The 19,495-nt window shown below is 55.8% G+C and carries 14 protein-coding genes and 1 pseudogene; 7 read left to right on the top strand and 8 right to left on the bottom strand.

Features of this window, described 5'->3' with window-relative positions; translation table 11 throughout:
- Positions 1–25: 25 nt before the first annotated feature.
- The 3 genes and pseudogenes from FCL49_RS21365 to spy all read right to left on the bottom strand — a co-directional run bounded on the left by FCL49_RS21365 (position 26) and on the right by spy (position 4,428).
- Positions 26–3,040, bottom strand: a complete 3,015-nt coding sequence (locus tag FCL49_RS21365; protein WP_217434529.1) for an autotransporter serine protease — start codon at positions 3,038–3,040, stop codon at positions 26–28.
- A gap of 493 nt (positions 3,041–3,533) precedes the next feature.
- Positions 3,534–3,725, bottom strand: a pseudogene (locus tag FCL49_RS21360) (TetR/AcrR family transcriptional regulator); the annotation flags it as partial.
- A gap of 202 nt (positions 3,726–3,927) precedes the next feature.
- On the bottom strand, positions 3,928–4,428 hold the full coding sequence (gene spy, locus FCL49_RS21355; protein WP_174355051.1) for an ATP-independent periplasmic protein-refolding chaperone Spy: 501 nt from the start codon (positions 4,426–4,428) through the stop codon (positions 3,928–3,930).
- 560 nt (positions 4,429–4,988) lie between these two features.
- On the opposite strand from spy, the gene pdeR reads away from it, so the two are divergent.
- A complete protein-coding gene (gene pdeR / locus FCL49_RS21350) occupies positions 4,989–6,983 on the top strand; it encodes a cyclic di-GMP phosphodiesterase (protein WP_174355050.1) in 1,995 nt (664 codons plus the stop codon).
- Positions 6,984–6,999: 16 nt separating this feature from the next.
- Here pdeR and FCL49_RS21345 read toward each other — a convergent pair whose 3' ends face one another.
- Positions 7,000–7,866, bottom strand: a complete 867-nt coding sequence (locus tag FCL49_RS21345; protein WP_174355049.1) for a crotonase/enoyl-CoA hydratase family protein — start codon at positions 7,864–7,866, stop codon at positions 7,000–7,002.
- Positions 7,867–8,206: 340 nt separating this feature from the next.
- Here FCL49_RS21345 and yhjD point away from each other — a divergent pair, with 340 nt between their 5' ends.
- From yhjD to FCL49_RS21330, 3 genes are all read left to right on the top strand, one after another.
- Positions 8,207–9,226, top strand: coding sequence for an inner membrane protein YhjD (gene yhjD / locus FCL49_RS21340; RefSeq protein ID WP_174355048.1), 1,020 nt, complete (start codon positions 8,207–8,209; stop codon positions 9,224–9,226).
- Positions 9,227–9,554: 328 nt separating this feature from the next.
- On the top strand, positions 9,555–10,877 hold the full coding sequence (locus FCL49_RS21335) for an MFS transporter (RefSeq protein WP_174355047.1): 1,323 nt from the start codon (positions 9,555–9,557) through the stop codon (positions 10,875–10,877).
- A gap of 75 nt (positions 10,878–10,952) precedes the next feature.
- Positions 10,953–11,750 carry a CDP-diacylglycerol diphosphatase gene (locus FCL49_RS21330; protein ID WP_174355046.1) on the top strand — a complete coding sequence of 266 codons (798 nt, stop codon included), beginning with the start codon at positions 10,953–10,955 and terminating at the stop codon, positions 11,748–11,750.
- 33 nt (positions 11,751–11,783) lie between these two features.
- Here FCL49_RS21330 and FCL49_RS21325 read toward each other — a convergent pair whose 3' ends face one another.
- Both FCL49_RS21325 and pdeH read right to left on the bottom strand, forming a co-directional pair.
- Entirely contained in the window at positions 11,784–13,820 is a 2,037-nt protein-coding gene (locus FCL49_RS21325) for an AsmA family protein (protein WP_174355045.1), read from the bottom strand.
- A 92-nt stretch (positions 13,821–13,912) separates the two neighbouring features.
- A complete protein-coding gene (gene pdeH / locus FCL49_RS21320) occupies positions 13,913–14,698 on the bottom strand; it encodes a cyclic-guanylate-specific phosphodiesterase (RefSeq protein WP_174355044.1) in 786 nt (261 codons plus the stop codon).
- Between the two features lie 145 nt (positions 14,699–14,843).
- Here pdeH and FCL49_RS21315 point away from each other — a divergent pair, with 145 nt between their 5' ends.
- Positions 14,844–15,047, top strand: a complete 204-nt coding sequence (locus FCL49_RS21315; RefSeq protein ID WP_012147423.1) for a 2-hydroxymuconate tautomerase family protein — start codon at positions 14,844–14,846, stop codon at positions 15,045–15,047.
- 165 nt (positions 15,048–15,212) lie between these two features.
- The gene (locus FCL49_RS21310; RefSeq protein ID WP_174355043.1) at positions 15,213–16,145 is read left to right on the top strand and encodes a sugar kinase; all 933 of its coding nucleotides are present in this window, start codon (positions 15,213–15,215) and stop codon (positions 16,143–16,145) included.
- Between the two features lie 103 nt (positions 16,146–16,248).
- Here FCL49_RS21310 and ilvC read toward each other — a convergent pair whose 3' ends face one another.
- On the bottom strand, positions 16,249–17,724 hold the full coding sequence (gene ilvC / locus FCL49_RS21305; RefSeq protein ID WP_017894390.1) for a ketol-acid reductoisomerase: 1,476 nt from the start codon (positions 17,722–17,724) through the stop codon (positions 16,249–16,251).
- A 168-nt stretch (positions 17,725–17,892) separates the two neighbouring features.
- Between ilvC and ilvY the strand changes: the two genes are divergently transcribed.
- Positions 17,893–18,777: an HTH-type transcriptional activator IlvY gene (gene ilvY / locus FCL49_RS21300; RefSeq protein ID WP_115183550.1), complete on the top strand. Its 885-nt coding sequence runs from the start codon at positions 17,893–17,895 to the stop codon at positions 18,775–18,777.
- On the opposite strand, the gene FCL49_RS21295 is transcribed toward ilvY, so the two are convergent.
- A complete protein-coding gene (locus FCL49_RS21295) occupies positions 18,772–19,473 on the bottom strand; it encodes a DUF2461 domain-containing protein (RefSeq protein ID WP_174355042.1) in 702 nt (233 codons plus the stop codon). The genes ilvY and FCL49_RS21295 overlap by 6 nt on opposite strands.
- Positions 19,474–19,495: the final 22 nt, after the last annotated feature.

Raw genomic sequence — 19,495 nt, 5'->3', positions numbered from 1 at the left:
GGTTTGTCCCTCTGTTTTTTTAAAATCAGAATTTCCAGGTGAAGCCAGCGTTGACGCTGTTGTCCTGGTAGTTTTGCGACAGCAGCCCGCCGTAGCCCAATGACAGTGTGGCGTTGTTGTTCACCGCCACTTCCGCACTGGCTTTCAGCACCGCACCGTCACGCGAGGCCGACACGCTGTTCACCACGAACGGGGAAGTGCCGCCGTTGAAGCGCAGCCCGGTGCCGCGATCCAAATCGCCGTACTGATGCTGCCAGCCCAGTTCGCTGCGCAGCGCCACGCTGGTGGTTTTGCTCGCCTGCCACTCGGTATCCGCACGCAGCCCCAGCGTCGATACCGTGGCATCGGTGTGCTGTTTGTCGCCGTGCAGCGCCGCAGCCCCGCCATCTTCCGAAATACCGTTGTTTTGGAAGTTGATGTACGCCAGGTTGGCGAACGGCTCCAGATTCACCCAGTCGGCCTTCACGCTGTAACCCGCTTCGGCAAACACCTGCTCGGTGCGCGCACTGTATTTCGCGGTTTCGCGATCTGACTGCATGCCGTAATTGACCGAACGTGAAGTATCGAAACGGTGCCAGGTGTAGCCCCCGCCGGCACGCAGCGCCAGTTCACCGAACTGTTTGCCGCCGTACACCGCCAGGTGGTAGTTGTCGCTGTCGGCATTCGAGCCGTAGCCGCCGTCCAGCGAGGTCCGCGTGTAACCGGTCGCCACGCCCAGGCGCCAGTCATCCGCCAGCGCCGAGTCCAGCCCCACCAGCACGCCGTAGGTCGAGGCCTGATAGCCCGTCGCATTGGCGTCGCCCGATGCATGGTCCCAGGCCCCCAGCAACTGTGCCCAAGCGCCGCCGTCATCGTCCGCCTTGATGTCCGGCGAGGTCGCCAGCCCTTCCGCCTGCCGCAGACGACCGTTCAGCGCATCACGCAGGTAACGGCTGTCGTTGACCTGTGCCGAGGCGATATCCGCATGGATCTGCCCGGACAGCTGACGGAACGCCTGACGCGCTTCCCCTGCCGAACCGGCGTTGAGGATGCTCTCGTACACCGGGTTACCCGCCGCCAGAGCATCCGCCGCGGCTGCTACCGCACGCTCGTTTTGAGTGGCTGCCACGCTGGCAAAGGAGGTGTCGTTACGGCCCACGTTCAACGTCACCTGATTGGATTGATAGGTCAGCCCGGTACCGAGGAACAGGTAGTTCGGTGCCACCGAATCAAACCGCCCGCTGATGCCCTGCTGGGCGGTCAGGATGTTGTACTGCTGGCCGAGCAGGCTGCGGACTTCGCTTTGCGACAGCAGATTGGTGCTGTTCTCCAGCGAGACGGCCACTTCACCGCCACCGATCGTTGCCGATCCGCTGCTTTGGATCCGATCGCTCTGGCCATTGGGCGCCACTTCCACCGCGTAGCGAGAACCCGGCTCGAAGCTGACGTTACGAGTGACATTCAGCGTGCCGATCGAGTTACCCGGTGCCACGGTACCGCCGCTGCGGGCGGTCAGTGACCCCACAGTGCCGGAACCGCCCAGCACGCCAGCGTTTTGCACCGTGACGTCCGAGGTCACCGAGCCGTTAACCGCCAGCAGGCCCTGATTGATCAGCGTCGGCCCCGCGTAGCTGTTGTTGCCGGTCAGCACCAGGGTGCCAATACCCTGTTTGGTCAGGCCACCGTGACCGGAAATGTTGTTGCTCCAGACATCCAACCCGCAATGTGTATCGTCACACACGCGTTCGGTCGGTTTGCCCTTGTCCAGCACCCCACCGACGCCCGGCAGATTCACCACGAACTGTTCCGGGCCGTAAGCGCCGCTAACCCGAAACTCTTCAGGAATATCCTGCTCGGTAACAAACATGCCCGGACCGTTAATCGCCTTGCCCAGATTGATCATCCCCCAGCCGTACAGTGCATCGATACCCGGCGCGCCCATATCGGTAGTGGTAGTCTTCAGCACCGAAGCAACCTGTGCGCCGGTCATGTACGGGAAGCGCTCCATCAGCACCGCAACGCTACCGGCCACGTGTGGCGCCGCCATTGAGGTCCCGCTGTATTTGGCGTAACCGGTGGTCAGGTTATCTACGCTGTTGCCTTCGATGATTGAGCTGTACACCTTGCTGCCCGGCGCGGCAACGCAGAAGCTGGCGGTATAGCCACAGCGTGATGAGAAGGTACTGATGCTGTAATCGCCGGTGTTGTTCGGATCCTGCAGACTGGCGACCGACAGCCAGTTGGGGGCTATCTCCGGCACAAAATAGGCCAGACCCGCCATGGCGTCCGGATTGTTGAGGTTGTAATCGTTACCGGCGGCAAAAATGGTGACGATACCGCTGCGTGCCGCATCGATCGCGCCCTGATAAGCGCCACCGGCTTTGGTGCCGAGGATCTGTTTGATTTGATCGAATTGCTTTTGCGCGTCGGCGAGCGTGAAGTGGGGATAGGCCGGATCCTTGCCACCCTGATCAAACTTCTCAGTGATGCCAATACCCCAGCTGTTGTTGATAATGCGCGCGCCGCTGGCGATCAACGCATCCCAACCGGCCTGGTACACCGCTCCATCGTTACCAAGAATGATGCCGTCTTCCGGGCCGGGGTCGCCGTTTTCCGCGCTGATGATTTGTGCGTTAAACGCCACGCCGTGCATCTCACCGCCATCGCGATTGCCGGCAGCTATGCCGCCCACATGGGTGCCGTGTGAACCCAGGGTGCCGTCGGAATCCACGCTCGGCGTGCCGTCATAGCGGAATACGTCGCCTTTTTTCACCGGAATGTAGGGATCGGTGTATTCGCGGATACCGGTAGTGACCAGATTGATCACCTTGTTCTGACTGGCAAACTCCGGATGCTTGGCATATACCGGCTGATCGAAAATGCCGAGCTTTACGCCTTTCCCGCTATAACCGGCGGCGTAGGCCTGATCGGCGTGGATCGCCCCCAGGCCCCATTCTGCGTTGAATTCATTACTGCGCCAACTGGCAGGATCGCCCGGCTTACCGCTCTCAACATAAGGCGCAGCCTGCACCCCACCGATCGCCGCCAGGCAAAAAAGCATCGCACTCCACTGTGCACGATTAACACCAATTTCAGGCCAGCCGAAGGCCGCCTGAACAGGCTTGACTCCTCTACGTCTATTTTCCATCCCAGATACCGTCCATTGTTGTTTGCAAATGTTTTATTGATTTTTTTGTGTAACAGTTTCGTAACACCAAATAAATAAAGCACAACAATCTCAAGCGCGCCTAATGGGTCAAGGCGCTGGATGACCTAAACGGCAAACCTGAGGATCGATAAAACAGGGGGAAAGACATAAGGATCTTCGATGGCTATCACCAGCGAGAAGAGTGAATTTATGGTGCTGAGGATAAAATATAATTCAATGAAAAATAGGGATAATAGAAACAAAACAGGCCGCAGAAACATCTTCTGGCGGCCGGTTAAAAAATGCTTATGACGCTCTTTTTATCAGTTTTAATTATAACTATTGCCAATACTCACTCAGTGAAATGTGCTGGTTTTCGCCGAGAACGACCGTAAAAATTGGACTATCATGCTAGCGGTTTTCTGCTGTTCATCGCATCTTCTTCGGCCTGGCGAATGATGGCTTTCGCCATCCATTGCGTCACATCCTGAATGCCACCGAGATCCAGACCCCAAATATCTTTCAGTACCAGGAACACTTCGGAACCATAGATCAGCGAGAAAGAATGAATCACCCGCTGTAATGCCTCAGGCGGCAGGCCATTTCGCCTTTTTCGACCTGTTCGATGACGGCTAATTTAAAGGATAGAAAGTAATCGCGTTGCGTGCATTTAACATATTGGTTCATCACATTTTCCCTCAGTGCGTGAGTAAAATGTGTCAACGCGATTTAGTACGGGTTAAGTAAAAGCAAAAGGGCCAGAGATTACTCTGGCCCTTTTTAATTACCACATGAAACTATTACTGTGCTGTCGTCATTTTCGACTTCATGTTTTTCATGTGTTCCATCATTTTCTGTTCGCGTTTCTGATAATTCTCATTGTATTGTTTTTTCTGCTCAGGGGTCAGCAGGTTATACATTTTATTTTCAGCTTTGGCGCGCTCCAGCATATGTTCGGACTGTGCTTTGCTGATGGCATCAATTTGGGTTTTCGCCTTGGCTTCATCGAAACTGTCGGAAGCGACCATACTATGCAAGGCCTGGCGTTCTTCTTTAGTCCCTTCGCCGCGTTTCTGGTGCGATTCTTTCATGATATCGCGCATTTGCTGGCGCTGCTGCTCGGTCAGGTTCAGGCCGGCAAACGGCCCACCTTTGCCTTCACCTTTGTGATGCATCATTTTCATGTTCATCGGGGTGGCTTCAGTCGTGGTCGGTGCTGCCGTGGTATCTGCAGCAAAAGCCATGGAAGCAGAACCCAGTGCCAGAGTAGAGGCGACAAATAAAGCGGTCAGTTTACGCATAATCATTTCCTTAAAATTATTCTTCATCAGGAGCGCTGTACGTGAACAGGCTCATCTTTCGTCGGAGATAATAATAGGCCGATAAATATATAGTAATGCGATGGAGTGTAAATTTATTAAAGCCCGAAACAGTTTTATTCATCAATAATGAATGAATTATGAAGATGGTGCGTATTATTTGGAAAGTTTGGTTTCCCAGCGCATAAAATGCACCACAACATGGTGTCTGTTTCTATAGGATTATTCCTGCCGTAGGCCCACTTTATTATAATGTAGGTCTCTCTGCTACAACCGCTCTGCAACAAAATGATCGCAGCGCTGGTACGCTAAAATCGTACCCACCTCTCGAAATCTCAGGTTCTCACTTACACTTTAAAACGTGGGGCAATCTGACGATTACAGGGCAAAACTAATTATTGCTTATATAATAGTTTCATCCCCCGCCGGTGAAAAACGTGTTATATGATGGAGATACGTGCACTACGGTCACTCCCGGGCCAGAAACCTGCGGCTGTGCTCATCGCACAGACCTGGCTGTCGTGCCCTTTTGAGGAATCATCATGTTCGCAGACCAAGGCCCTATGCTTCTTAACGCCCACTTCGGCACCAACAGCCCTTATTGGCGGTTGGCGTTTGACAGCAATGCGTTGGCGTTGTCGGCAGTCAAAGGCAAAACCCATATGGCCGTGGCGCTCAGCGCCATGCAGGCGGCTAAAATACGTCGCCTGAGCGGGATTACCGCCAGCCTTGATATCACCATTACGCTCGGCGGTGAACTGATTCATCTGCATCTGGTCGGAAGGCGAGTCAACAATCTGGAATGGGCAGGTACCGCCTCCGCCTTCAGCGACACCCAATCGGTCGCCCGTGATTTGGTGCACGGCCTTTCCTTTGCCGAGCAGGTGGTGTCCGAAGCCAACTCCGTGATTGTGATTGTCGATCAACACGGCCGCATTCAGCGCTTCAACCGCCTGAGCGAAGAGTACACCGGCCTGCACGAACATGATGTTATTGGTAAAAACGTCTTTCAGTTATTTATGAGCCCGGAGGAAGCCTCCGCCTCACGCCGCAACATCGCCGGTTTTTTCCGTAATGGCTCATCCTATGAGGTGGAACGCTGGATTAAAACGGTGAAAGGCGAGCGGCTGTTTTTGTTCCGCAACAAGTTCGTCCACAGTGGCAGCGGTAAGAATGAAGTTTTTCTGATTTGCTCCGGTACCGATATCACCGAAGAACGCCGCGCCCAGGAACGTTTGCGGGTACTGGCCAATACCGACATCATTACCGGCCTGCCCAATCGCAATGCCATTCAGGACAAAATCACCCAGTCGATCGCCACCCGCGATGGCCATAGTGTTGGCTTGGTGTATCTCGATCTCGACAATTTTAAAAAGGTTAACGACGCCTACGGCCATATGTTCGGCGACCGTTTACTGGTAGAGGTGTCGCTGGCGGTGCTCGGCTGTCTGGGTGAAGACCAAACTCTGGCACGCCTGGGCGGCGATGAATTTCTGGTACTGGCCCAGCAGGCCGACCGAGAAATGCTGCAACGCCTGGCCCAGCATATTATCGACCGGCTGAAAACGCCGTTCCGCATAGGGCTTATCGAAGTTTATACCGGCTGTTCTATTGGTATCGCACTGTGTCCCGAACACGGCAACGACCTCGACAGCCTGATCCGCAGTGCCGATACCGCCATGTATGTCGCCAAAGAGCACGGCAAACGGACCTATACCGTGTTCTCGCCGGAAATGAATAAACGCGTCGCGGAATATATGTGGCTGGACACCAACCTGCGCAAGGGATTGGAACAAAATCAACTGGTGGTGTATTACCAGCCCAAAATCGAGGCGGCCAGCGGCAGAGTATGTAGCGTGGAAGCGCTGGTGCGCTGGGATTCACCCGAGCGTGGCCTGATCCCGCCGCTGCAGTTTATCTCCTACGCGGAAGAGTCGGGTCTGATCGGCCCGCTTGGCCGTTGGGTGCTGCAAACCGCCGCCAAACAGGCCGCTGAGTGGCAACGGCAGGGATTACCACTGCGGGTCGCGGTCAATCTTTCCGCCCGCCAGTTGGTGGATGACTCTATCGTTGAAGATCTGGTGCAGGTGTTGCAGCACAATCAGTTGACCCCCTGCCTGCTGGATTTCGAGCTCACGGAAAGTAGCCTGATAGAGGATGAGAAACGCGCTCGCGAAGTGATCACCCGGCTACGCCAACTGGGTGCACAGGTCCATCTTGATGATTTTGGCACCGGCTACTCTTCGCTGGCACAGCTGGCACGTATTCCGCTCGATGCAATCAAACTGGATAAAAGCTTTGTGCGTGGGGTGAATGATAATCCGGTTTCACAATCGCTGGTGCGTGCCATCGTCGCGGCGGCCGAAGCGCTTAAATTCCGGGTGATCGCCGAAGGCGTGGAGACAGAAAGCGAAAATCGGTTCCTTGACGAAATCGGCGTGGATGAAAAACAGGGGTTCCTGTTTGCGCGGCCAATGCTCCCGGAACAGCTGGAGCATTGGTTGCAGTCTTATCGCCCGCCATCCTCCTCAGCGTAAGGCGGGCAGGGCATCATTAGCCGGCACGACGCAGGTTCAGGGTGTGACGGTCCTGCAGCATCACCAGACGTTCAATATAGGCGCGATCTTTCTCCTCGATGGTGAAGGCCGAATGCACCCAGTCTTCGGTAATGTCCATCAGTTCCGAACGCGTCAACTGCAACACCCGCTGACGGGCGCGCAACATGGCTCGCATGCCGTTCAGTTTGGGCCGAATGGTATCGATAAAGGTACGGGTAGCTATATAAGCGTCGCCGGGCTGGAATAACTGATCGACCAGGCCACGGCTTTCAAACCACTCCGCGGTATGCGACTCACCGCCCCAAATCAGCTCTTCCGCCAGGCGCATGTTTGCTTTACGCGCCACCAGCGAATAACCGCCCATGCCGGGGAACAGATTAAACGCAATTTCCGGGAAGCCCATGCGGGCATTGTTCTGCGCCAGCACGAAGTGATGCGCCAGCGCCGCCTCAAAGCCACCGCCCAGCGCACTGCCCTCCACCATCGCAATGCTGACCGCTCCGGTATCAAATCCGCGTGCCGCCGCATGCACGCAATCAATGCAGGCCCGTGCGTAAGCCATCATCGCTTCACGCTTGCGATTTTTAATCGCCTCGGCGAAGAACTGCAAATCGCCACCCACGTTGAACATATTGGGTACCAGCGAACCCGTAACCCAAAAATCAAACTGCAATGATGACTCTTTGGCGGCCTGTGCCAGCGTCATGATGTCTTCGATTAACGCCTGATTAAAACAAGGGCGCGGCTCAGCGCGCAGCAGCATCCACATGATCTGCCGCTCCTCCTCATAGTAGGCGGAAATCTGTGTCAAATTGCCCGCTTCGGTAAACGGACGACAGGTGGGGTGATTAAGTAATTTCATATGACCTTCCATTTTATCCAGTGATAACAGGTGAAACCGTTCCAGCCCCTACGGCTGCAGTTACGCTGCGGCTGGTAAACCGCAGCGCCACATCATGAGTAAACGCTTTCTTGGTGATGAAACAGATAAAAATTGGAGGTCGATGAACGAAAAAAACCGCGCTGGCACGGGGCCGGCATAAGAATTTTACCTATCGGCCGGCAGTAACATTTCGCCCGGTGAACGAACGCGTTAAGCTCACAAATTAGCCGGTTGCCCTACCCGGCGGCCAAATCAACGCGCCTTTTGGCTATAATCAAGGCTGAGAGAGCCTATTTATCGTTAAGGAAATCGTGACGTAATGCCTACAGGATCAGATAAAGACCCCCGACAGCCCAACAGTGAAGCGCCGCAAAAGCCGCTGATCGCCATCAAAACCGGCCACCAGACTATTGACCGGCGCATCTCCGGTTTTTCACGCCTGGTCGAACGCATCAAGGCCTGGCCAAGCATCGCTCACCTGCTGCGCGCCACCGAGCGCTTTAACGATCGTCTGGGCAGCCAGTTTGGCGCCGCCATCACCTATTTCTCGTTTCTTTCGCTGATCCCGATTTTGATGGTGTCATTTGCCGCCGTCGGTTTTGTGCTGGCATCCAACCCCGACCTGTTGACCGGGATAATTAATAAGATTGTTGGCAGCATCAGTGACCCTACGCTGGCCAGCACGCTGAAAAATACCGTCAATACGGCGATTCAGCAGCGCACCACCGTGGGGCTAACCGGTCTGGCGCTGGCGCTGTATTCAGGCATCAGTTGGATGGGTAACCTGCGTGAGGCGATCCGTGCGCAGTCGCGTGACGTATGGGAACGTAACCCGCAGGATCAGGAAAAAATCTACTTCAAATACACCCGCGACTTTATTTCGCTGAGTGGGCTGGTGGTAGCGCTGATTATCACCCTGACGCTGACCTCCATCGCCGGTTCGGCACAGGCGGCAATTGTCCGTGCGCTGGGCCTGGAAGGTATAGAGTGGCTACGGCCGGCGATGACGCTGATTGCACTGTCGATCTCCATCTTCGCCAACTATCTGCTGTTCCTGTGGATCTTCTGGATGCTGCCGCGGCATAAGCCAAAGAAAAAGGCGCTGCTGCGCGGCACGCTGCTTGCCGCCATCGGTTTCGAAGTGATTAAGTTTGTGATGACCATGACGCTGCCACAGGTGGCTAAATCGCCTTCCGGGGCCGCCTTTGGTTCGGTCATCGGGCTGATGGCGTTTTTCTATTTCTTTGCCCGATTGACGCTTTTCTGCGCCGCCTGGATCGCCACTGCGCAGTATAAAGAAGACAAAACCCTGCCAGCCTCCGAGCAATCCGCCCCCTAAAGCAATGCAATCATACCGGCCACCCTCTGGTGGCTGGTGTTTTACTCCAGAATTAAGCCGACAACCCAGCATATTAAACTAAAACAAAGCCACCTCACCGGCCAAATCCAGCATAACAAACTACCTGATAACTTTTCTTTGCGGCTTTTACAGATGTTAAGTCTGCAAATCATTCATTTGGCAACGTTAAAAACCACGCAGAAACACAGCAATGAAACATTAAGCTTTTTAACCGGTTAATTACGGCATTGTACAAAGTTTCACCATTGAAAAGGCATTTTGCTATGACTAAGATGGATTTTTACCAATCCAAAATATAAGAAAAATTATGCAAGCCTCCATCGCACCAACTCTGGACGCCGACGACGCGCCAACACCAGTCAACTCACGCGGAAAAGTGATTGTCGCCTCGCTGGTCGGGACCGCCATCGAATTTTTCGATTTCTATATTTATGCCACTGCGGCGGTGATCGTATTCCCGCATATCTTCTTCCCGCAGGGCGATCCCACCACCGCGACGCTACAGTCGTTGGCCACCTTTGCCGTCGCCTTTGTGGCGCGTCCGATTGGCTCGGCACTGTTCGGCCACTTTGGCGATCGCGTGGGGCGCAAGGTGACGCTGGTCGCCTCGCTGCTGACCATGGGGATTTCCACCGTGTTGATCGGCCTGTTGCCAAGCTACGAAACCATCGGCATCTTCGCCCCAATCCTGCTGGCACTGGCGCGGTTCGGTCAGGGCCTGGGGCTGGGGGGTGAATGGGGCGGAGCGGCCTTGCTGGCGACCGAAAACGCCCCAGCCAAAAAGCGGGCGCTGTACGGTTCGTTCCCGCAACTGGGCGCGCCTATCGGTTTCTTCTTCGCTAACGGGACCTTCCTGCTGCTCTCCTGGCTGCTGACTGACCAACAGTTTATGGAATGGGGCTGGCGCGTGCCGTTTATCCTGTCCGCTGCGCTGGTGCTGATCGGCCTGTACGTACGCGTATCGCTGCATGAAACCCCGGTGTTCGCCAAGGTGGCCAAAGCCGGAAAACAGGTGAAAATTCCGCTCGGTACCCTGCTGAGCAAGCATTTGAAGGCGACCATCCTCGGCACCTTTATCATGCTGGCGACCTATACCCTGTTCTACCTGATGACGGTTTACTCAATGACCTACGGCACCACGGCGCAACCGCTGGGGCTGGGCTACTCACGCAACAGTTTCCTGTGGATGCTGATGGTGGCGGTGATTGGTTTTGGCGTGATGGTGCCGATTGCCGGTCTGCTGGCCGACGCCTTTGGCCGCCGCAAGACCATGATCGCCATCACCCTGCTGATGATCGCTTTCGCCTTCCTGTTCCCAAGCATGCTGGGTTCCGGTAACCAGGCGCTGGTGATGGGCTTCCTGCTGTGTGGTCTGAGCATCATGGGCCTGACCTTCGGCCCGATGGGGGCGCTGCTGCCAGAGTTGTTCCCGACCGAGGTGCGTTATACCGGGGCTTCGTTCTCGTACAACGTGGCGTCAATCCTCGGGGCGGCGGTGGCACCTTATATCGCTACCTGGCTGGCAACCCACTACGGCCTGTTCTACGTCGGGCTGTATCTGGCATCTATGGCCTGTCTCACACTGATCGCCCTGCTGCTGATGAAAGAAACCCGCGACCAGTCGCTGTAACCCTGTTTATGCGGCCCCTGCCTGCGGGGCCGCACTTCCCGCGCTGTCTCCTGTCATAAAATCAGACTATGCTGAATGCTTCTCCTTTTACGGAAATGGAAATCAATCATGTCTTTGCGCCGCAGGCTGTTTTTGTACGTTGCGCCGTTGCTAATGGCCGCCATTGTCATTGCTGGTGCGCTCTGGATATGGGTGAAGCCACCCCAATCAAGCGCGCTGTGGCGTATCGTCAGCCAACAGTGTCTGCCCAACCAGCAGGCGCATAACAATCCGGCTCCCTGCGCGCAGGTGGACCCACAGGCCGGTTTTGTGGTGTTCAAAGACCGTAACGGCCCGTTGCAATATCTGTTGATGCCAAGCGCTAAAATCACCGGCATTGAAAGCCCTGCGGTGCTGGCAGCCTCCACTCCGAACTTCTTTGAGCAGGCCTGGCAGGCACGGCACTTTATGGCCGATAAGTATGGCAAGGCGATCGACGACGCCGATGTTTCGCTGGCGATTAATTCAGCCTATGGCCGCACTCAGAACCAGCTGCACATTCATATCTCCTGCCTGCTGCCTTCGGTAAAAACGCAGCTGGCGCAGTATGCGGCAGATTACAGCGAGCGGTGGGAGCCGATGCCTGGCGGCCTGCTGGGCCATGATTATCTGGTGCGCCGGGTGACGCCTGAAGAGTTGCACAAACAGGGCGCTTTCCGCCTGCTGGCAGATGAGGTAGCACGCTCAAAGGGCCGCATGGGGAGCTTTGGCCTGGCGATGACGGCATTGCCGGGCGGCGATTTTCTGTTGCTGGCCACCGAGCGTAGCCTGTTGCCGTTTACTCTGGCTTCGTCAGAAGAGATCCAGGATCATGACTGCCGGGTATTGAAGTAAAACAGCCCGCGGGGTATCCGCGGGCCCTTGCGATTATTTCTTCTGTTTCATCTGCTGAAGGATGGTCCCGCACTGGTTTTCTTCACCCCCTTCGCTGGGGGAAACCAGTGCCAGCAGGGCCGCTGCCGGCGTCAGCACCACGCCCAGTGCCACCGCCGCCGCACCGCGTGCAATCAGCGGACCGGCCTTCACACCGGCATCCGGATGCGCAAAAGTGCCTTTCACGTACAGCGGCGAACGCAACGTCAGCACCCGCATGCCTTTGCTTTCCGGATCGATGGACAGGTCCAGCCGCTCGGTGGCAAAGTTGGTATTGCCGCTGATATTGATAATCGCATTCTCGGTGTCGAGCACAAACAGCCGTGGTGTCGCCAGGCCGTCACGGATACCGACGTCTGCCGCCGCGCAGTTTATCCCCACGACGTCATCGCCAAATAGCTGTGCCACCAGATAGTTGCCGACGTTCAACCCGAGAATTTCCATCAGGCCACGGCTAATCACCCCGTTATTAATCACCATGCGCAAATCGCCGCTGCTGGTCGCCAGCAGATCGGCCACCGAATTGCCGCTGCCGGTCAGTTTGGCATCGCCGTTCAATTGCCCCAGGCTGCGTTTCATCGACCCGACATCCGGCAGCAACTGCTTGAGCTGGAATTTACGCGCATGCAAATCAGCCCGCCCCTGCATCGGATTTTTGCTGCCATCGAGACGAACGGTCGAATTGAGGTTACCGCCCGCCACGCCGAAACGCAGCGGATCCATCACAATGACGCCGTTATCCAATTTCAGATGGGTATAGAGATCGCTCAACGGCAACGAACTGCCGTGTTCAATACGTTTGGCAGTGAATTTGACGTCCGCATTCATCACCTTCCAGCTTTTGGTATCAAATTTCTCTACCGGCAGCACTTTGCCCGCAGGCTGGCGACTCTTCTCACCGCGACCGGCTTTTTCCGTATTGGAGTCGGCACCAATCAGCGGCGCCAGATCGGCAAAACGCAGCTGTTTCGACAACACTTCGCCGCTTAGCGTAGGCCGGGGTTTGCCGGCGACATATTTCAAATCGCCGTGGATATCGCTGTCGCCAATTTTGCCGTCGAATTTCTGGTACTGGAACACCGCGCCGCCTTTCTCGTGCAACCGGGCAGTCAGGTGACCATCGGTGGAGTATGGCGGGGTATTGGGCAGCAACACGCCGGTGAGGGCATACAGGTTACCCAGGCTGTCGCCGGAGAATTTAAGCCGCAAATCCAACCCGCCAAGGTTCATCGGGTCGGACAACGTCCCCGCCACCACTACCCGTGTGGAACCGGAGCGAACATCGGCCTGCAGCGGGAAGGGCACCTCGGCATTCTGCAACGACAGCATGCCGCCAATCTTGCCACTGCCCGATAACGGCTCGCCGTTGTATTTGCCTTTCACCTTCCAGCCGAAGATATAGTCTTGCGGGATCGCCGTACCGGCGTCTTTTTTGCCGGTCACTTCACTGAATGGCAAAGGCTTGCCGAGTGGATCAATCTCTGCGCGAAAATCGGCCTTCAGCGTAGCGTCCTTGAAAGCAATCTGGCCGCGGTCAAAGACGATGTCATGAATGTTCACCGACCAGGCAGACGGCGGCTGGTTAGGGTCAGCGGCCAGGTTGAAGGTCCAGTTATTGTCACCGTTGGCCAGCCGCTGCAAGCTGGCGTTCGGCTGCTTCAGCCAGATGCGCGGGATCAACAGTTGCTTGCCCAACAGTGCCAGCGGCGAGATGCTGGCTTCGACGCGCTGCAACTGCACCATGCTGTCGCCAGGGATATTTTTCGGGTTGCCCAGTACCACATCCTCAGCATGAATTCGCGGCCAGGGTACCCAGGCGCGCCAGCCACCTTCATCTTTATCACCGCGTGACCAGTCCACCCCCAAGTCGCCACGGATGGCGAACGGACGATGCAACTCGGCCGACACCTTGTCATTGATGGTCGGTTTGAGGCGGTTCCAGTCGAAGGTCAGCACAAAGACCACCAACGCGGCGATGATCAGCAGCACAATGCCGCCAACCCAAGTAAACGCTTTTCCTGTTCTTGTCATAACGGCTCCCTGAACGCGATAACTTGCCCATATGGCTTTACCAAGCCTAGCCGAGGATAGGCAAGAGTTCACGCTTTAGAGGGAGATGGGGTTCAGGCGGCAGGCAAGGAAAATCGCGTAGGCAGAGTTTGCAGAGTGTCGAAATGGGCCGGGCGAGAAAGAAAGTAACCCTGGGCAGCCAGCGCGCCAGAGCGCTGTACCAGTACCCATTCCTGCTCGGTTTCCACCCCTTCGACGATCACCCCTTCGCTATGCTGGTTCATCATTTTAATCAGGGTGACCAGTAACTGGACGCCATCTTCCGTTTGCTTGAGCAAGGTGAATAACTCTCGCGCAACCTTGATATATTGATATCGCCAGGTACTGACGGCAGAGAAATTCGCCAGACCGCTACCGAAGTCATCCAGCCACAGCCGCTCTGCACCGGCAATCTGCTGCAACGGACTGTTTAATGCCATCCCGGCGTGCTCCACCAGCTCAAAACGCAGATAGGGCATGGCTGCAATCTGACGTTGCAACGCGCCATGCTGCTGTAACGCCTGCAGGGCAATACCGTCGATATTGACCGATACCATCAACCCGTGGCGGGTCAGCAGCGGTTGCCAGTGCTGCAGCAGTTCAAGCTGTTCCTGAATGATCTGTAGACGTTTGCGGACATCGATAGCAGCGAAATAATGCTCCGGCGACAGAGGTTTTTCCGGTGCGGCCGGGTGATACACCGCCGTCAGCAGTTCGAGCGCCATTAAAGTGCCACAGGTGCGATAGATCGGCTGGAAGGTGTATTGCCGTCGGCATTGCCGCCAATAATGCTGTGCCTTGATCTGCGTGCATACGGCGAGGAGTGGCGCCAGCAGGCCCGTGCTCATCTTGGTTATCATTGGTACTGTCGCCATTGAAGGGGATTGAAAACGCTCTGGCTGCGCTATTGGCTCCCTGGGTTTATCGGCAACAGACAATAAAACTTTAAGCAGCGGCGAAAGCCTTCTACATTGAATACTGGTATCAAAATCGAAGGAAAAAAACATGCCCTACGTAAATATCAAAATTACTCGTGAAGGCGCGACGCCGGAGCAAAAGAAACAGCTGATCGCCGGGGTGACCCAGCTGCTGGTGGATACGCTGGGCAAGAACCCGGCCACTACCGTGGTGGTCATTGACGAAGTAGAAACCGACAACTGGGGGATCGGTGGCCAAAGCGTCACCGACCTGCGCGCCGCCGCCAAATAACGGCCGGATGTTGGCTACGCATCGGGAAACTTTTTAGTTTCCCGATCGCGGTCATAAATAAATTAAAACGTTGTTTTATTTTCATTGACTCCCCCGCCCCTTGCATTGAGACTGGCTGTATTTCGCATCAATTCATCTTCTTCTTTCAGCCAGGGCTCGTTGACTATGACCACCCAAAATCTTGCCGTGATCGGCGAATGCATGATTGAACTGTCGCAGAAAGGCGCGGATCTGAGCCGCGGTTTTGGCGGCGATACGTTAAACACCGCCGTCTACATTGCCCGCCAGGTGGCGGAAAGCGCGCTGCAGGTGCATTACGTGACCGCACTCGGCACCGACAGTTTCAGCCAGGAAATGCTGCAGGCGTGGCAGCAGGAAAAGGTCAACACCAGCCTGATACAACGGCTGGAGAACAAGCTGCCTGGGCTGTACGTGATTGAAACCGATGCCACCGGCGAACGCACCTTCTATTACTGGCGCAACGACGCTGCCGCCCGCTACTGGCTGGCTGGCCCGCAGGCGGAAAGCCTGTGCGAACAACTGGCCCAATTCGATTATCTGTACCTCAGCGGCATCAGCGTGGCGATCCTCGATACGGCCAGCCGCAGCAAGCTGCTGGCATTGCTAAGGCAGTGTCGCGCCAACGGCGGCAAGGTGATTTTCGATAACAACTATCGGCCGCGCCTGTGGCAAAGCAAGGAAGAAACGCAGCAGGTTTACCGCGAAGTGCTGGCCTGCACCGACATTGCCTTCCTGACCCTGGATGACGAAGACCTGCTATGGGGCAAACTGCCGCTGGAACAGGTGGTGCAGCGCACTCAGCAGCTCGGCGTGACGGAGATAGTGATTAAACGCGGCGCAGATAGCTGCCTGGTGTTCAGCGCCGAAGGCAGCGAATTTGAGATCCCGGCAGTGCGTCTGCCTAAAGAAAAGGTGGTGGATACTACCGCGGCGGGCGACTCCTTCAGCGCCGGTTATTTGGCAGTGCGTTTAACCGGCGGTGATGCCGTGCAGGCGGCGCTGCGCGGTCATCTGACCGCCAGTACGGTGATCCAACACCGCGGAGCCATTATTCCGCTGGCGGCAATGCCGCAATAAAATGCGAAAGGCCAGCAACGAGGCTGGCCTTTTTAATTGATCCGATAAATCGAGCCGATCTGAACGGGCGCAGTATGCCGCGCCCTTGAAAGACTCCGGGTTTTTAACCCGCCACCGCGATACGTTTCATATCGGTCATATACCCGCGCAGCTTGCGGCCAACGGATTCGATCGGGTGATTACGTACCGCTTCGTTCACGTCACGCAGTTGCGCGTTGTCTACCGAGGTACCGGCTACAGATTTGCCCAGGTCACCCGCCTGCAGGGTGGTCATGAACTCTTTCAGCAGCGGCACTGCCGCGTTGGCAAACAGGTAGTTGCCGTATTCTGCGGTATCAGAGATAACCACGTTCATTTCGTACAGACGCTTACGTGCAATGGTGTTGGCGATCAGCGGCAACTCGTGCAGTGATTCGTAGTAAGCGGATTCTTCGATGATGCCCGCATCAACCATGGTTTCGAATGCCAGCTCAACACCGGCTTTCACCATCGCAACCATCAACACGCCATGGTCAAAGTATTCCTGCTCGCTGATTTTACCTTCGAACTGTGGCGCATTTTCGAACGCCGATTTACCGGTCTCTTCACGCCAGTTCAGCAGTTTCACGTCGTCTTCTGCCCAGTCAGCCATCATGCCGCCGGAGAAAGCGCCGGAGATGATGTCATCCATGTGTTTCTGGAACAGCGGTGCCATGATCTCTTTCAACTGCTCAGACAGCGCATAAGCACGCAGCTTGGCCGGGTTGGACAGGCGATCCATCATCAGGGTGATGCCGCCCTGCTTCAGCGCTTCGGTGATGGTTTCCCAGCCGAACTGGATCAGTTTTTCTGCATAAGCCGGGTCAGTGCCTTCAGCAACCAGCTTGTCGAAGCACAGCAGCGAACCCGCCTGCAGCATGCCACACAGAATGGTCTGCTCACCCATCAGGTCAGATTTCACTTCGGCAACGAAGGAAGATTCCAGTACGCCCGCACGGTGGCCGCCGGTCGCTGCTGCCCAGGCCTTGGCAATCGCCATGCCTTCGCCTTTCGGATCGTTTTCCGGGTGAACCGCAATCAGAGTCGGTACGCCGAAACCACGTTTGTATTCTTCACGCACTTCGGTGCCCGGACATTTTGGCGCAACCATCACTACGGTGATGTCTTTACGTACCTGCTCGCCCACTTCTACGATGTTGAAACCGTGGGAGTAGCCCAGCGCCGCGCCGTCTTTCATCAGCGGCTGTACGGCACGAACGACCGAGGTATGCTGCTTATCCGGCGTCAGGTTAACCACCAGATCTGCCTGTGGGATCAAATCTTCGTAAGTCCCTACTTTGAAGCCGTTCTCTGTCGCTTTACGCCATGAAGGGCGTTTTTCGTCGATGGCTTCCTTACGCAGGGCATAGGCTACGTCCAGACCGGAGTCACGCATGTTCAGACCCTGGTTCAGCCCCTGCGCACCACAGCCGACAATCACCACTTTTTTGCCTTTCAGGTAGCCGGCTTCATCAGCAAATTCTTCACGTGCCATAAAGCGACACTTGCCCAATTGCGCCAACTGCTGACGCAGGTTCAAGGTGTTGAAATAGTTAGCCATGGTGGTACTCCAGTTAGATGTTGTGTCTTGCTGTTATTTTCATTCCCCGCCCTGTCTGTGCGGAGATTCGTTAAACTCAATGTATAACAGGAAACGCGTTGCTTAAATTGATATATTACGAATGTGATATTGCAATTTATGCAACACTCTTGCTGCGAGCGTACTGATATGGATTTGCGTGATTTAAAGCTGTTCCTCCATCTGGCTGAAAGCCATCACTTTGGCCGCACCGCCAAGGCGATGCACGTCAGTCCTTCGACGCTGTCCCGCCAGATCCAACGGCTGGAAGAGATCCTCGGGCAGCCGCTGTTTTTGCGCGATAACCGCACCGTGCAGCTCACCGATGCCGGTGAACAGTTAAAAGATTTTGCCCAGCAGACACTGCTGCAATACCAACAACTGAAACATTCGCTGGGTCAACACGGTCCTTCGCTGAGTGGCGAATTACGGCTGTTTTGCTCTGTTACCGCCGCCTACAGCCACCTGCCGCCGATCCTCGATCGCTTCCGCGCGCAGCATCCACTGGTAGAAATAAAACTGACCACCGGTGACGCCGCCGATGCGGTCGATAAAGTGCAGTCCAACGAAGCCGATCTCGGCATTGCCGGTCGGCCCGAAACCCTGCCCACCAGCGTGGCGTTCACTAAAATCGGTGAGATCCCGCTGGTGCTGATTGCTCCGGCGCTGCCTTGCGCGGTACGCAGCCAGGCGTTTGCCGAACAGCCCGACTGGGCCAATATTCCGTTTATCCTGCCGGAGCACGGCCCGTCGCGAAAACGCATCGAACTGTGGTTCCGTCGCCAGCGCATCGCCAATCCGCTGATTTACGCCACCGTTGGCGGCCATGAGGCCATCGTTTCGATGGTGGCGCTGGGCTGCGGTATCGCGCTGATCCCCGGCGTGGTGGTAGAAAACAGCCCGGAACCGGTGCGTAATCGTATTTCGCAACTGGAGAATATCTCCATGGTCGAGCCGTTCGAGCTGGGGGTCTGCGTGCAGAAAAAACGCCTCAGCGATCCGCTGATCGACGCTTTCTGGCGCCTGCTTTCATAAGTCAGAAGGATCGACCTGCTTCATCGCCTCTACCTGCATCAGCCAGTGGTAGAGCGGCTCCAGTTGCAGGAAGCCTTGCGCCAGTGTCTGTACCAAACCGGCATTGAACAGCTTTTCCACCTGACTGTCGGTCGCCATCACTGCAAAGGATTTGCGGTTGTACCAGGTGGCAATTTCTGCCGCCTGCTCTTTCACTAACGGCCGCTTGTAGCTTTCACCCACCAGCTCGAACGGCGGTCGGCAGCAGGCCGCGACCTCTAAAAAGGGCTGCGGTCGGCGTTGCAGCGTGTGGCGAAACAGATCCATGGTCTGTTTGTTGGCGCTGTAATAACCCAGCCCGTAGCGCAACATGTCCGGCCCCAGTTCGAAGAAGTAGACCGGCGCATCCTTCCAGTCTTTGCTCGGTCGTTTGAACGTCAGCCACATCCGGCTGCGGTAGCGCGATTTGTCGTGGGAAAAACGTGTGTCGCGATGAATGCGCGACAGTGTTTTACCGATCGCCGGCCGGATCTCGAACAAGGGATCGATCGCCAACATCGCCGGGCTCAGTTCGGTAACCAACGTACGAAACGGCGTCAGCAGCTCACGATCGTAAACGTCACGGTTGGTCTCAAACCATTCCTTGTCGTTCTCGATGCGTACCTGCTGAAGAAAATTCAGGCCCTGCTGGCTAAAGCCGTTAAATTGCTGCGTCATATTGCTTCCCGTAACAAGCTTT

Origin of the sequence: Serratia proteamaculans (genome assembly GCF_013337185.1) — a bacterium.
Taxonomy (GTDB): domain Bacteria; phylum Pseudomonadota; class Gammaproteobacteria; order Enterobacterales; family Enterobacteriaceae; genus Serratia; species Serratia proteamaculans_D.
The sequence above is the reverse complement of the archived record's forward strand: the minus strand, read 5'-3'. Positions and strand labels throughout refer to the sequence as shown.

Bases quoted from the DNA above. Each gene is read 5' to 3' on its own strand.
- FCL49_RS21365 (WP_217434529.1), bottom strand. From the start codon at position 3,040: ATGCTTTTTTGCCTGGCGGCGATCGGTGGGGTGCAGGCTGCGCCTTAT.
- spy (WP_174355051.1), bottom strand. From the start codon at position 4,428: ATGCGTAAACTGACCGCTTTATTTGTCGCCTCTACTCTGGCACTGGGT.
- pdeR (WP_174355050.1), top strand. From the start codon at position 4,989: ATGTTCGCAGACCAAGGCCCTATGCTTCTTAACGCCCACTTCGGCACC.
- FCL49_RS21345 (WP_174355049.1), bottom strand. From the start codon at position 7,866: ATGAAATTACTTAATCACCCCACCTGTCGTCCGTTTACCGAAGCGGGC.
- yhjD (WP_174355048.1), top strand. From the start codon at position 8,207: ATGCCTACAGGATCAGATAAAGACCCCCGACAGCCCAACAGTGAAGCG.
- FCL49_RS21335 (WP_174355047.1), top strand. From the start codon at position 9,555: ATGCAAGCCTCCATCGCACCAACTCTGGACGCCGACGACGCGCCAACA.
- FCL49_RS21330 (WP_174355046.1), top strand. From the start codon at position 10,953: ATGCTTCTCCTTTTACGGAAATGGAAATCAATCATGTCTTTGCGCCGC.
- FCL49_RS21325 (WP_174355045.1), bottom strand. From the start codon at position 13,820: ATGACAAGAACAGGAAAAGCGTTTACTTGGGTTGGCGGCATTGTGCTG.
- pdeH (WP_174355044.1), bottom strand. From the start codon at position 14,698: ATGATAACCAAGATGAGCACGGGCCTGCTGGCGCCACTCCTCGCCGTA.
- FCL49_RS21315 (WP_012147423.1), top strand. From the start codon at position 14,844: ATGCCCTACGTAAATATCAAAATTACTCGTGAAGGCGCGACGCCGGAG.
- FCL49_RS21310 (WP_174355043.1), top strand. From the start codon at position 15,213: ATGACCACCCAAAATCTTGCCGTGATCGGCGAATGCATGATTGAACTG.
- ilvC (WP_017894390.1), bottom strand. From the start codon at position 17,724: ATGGCTAACTATTTCAACACCTTGAACCTGCGTCAGCAGTTGGCGCAA.
- ilvY (WP_115183550.1), top strand. From the start codon at position 17,893: ATGGATTTGCGTGATTTAAAGCTGTTCCTCCATCTGGCTGAAAGCCAT.
- FCL49_RS21295 (WP_174355042.1), bottom strand. From the start codon at position 19,473: ATGACGCAGCAATTTAACGGCTTTAGCCAGCAGGGCCTGAATTTTCTT.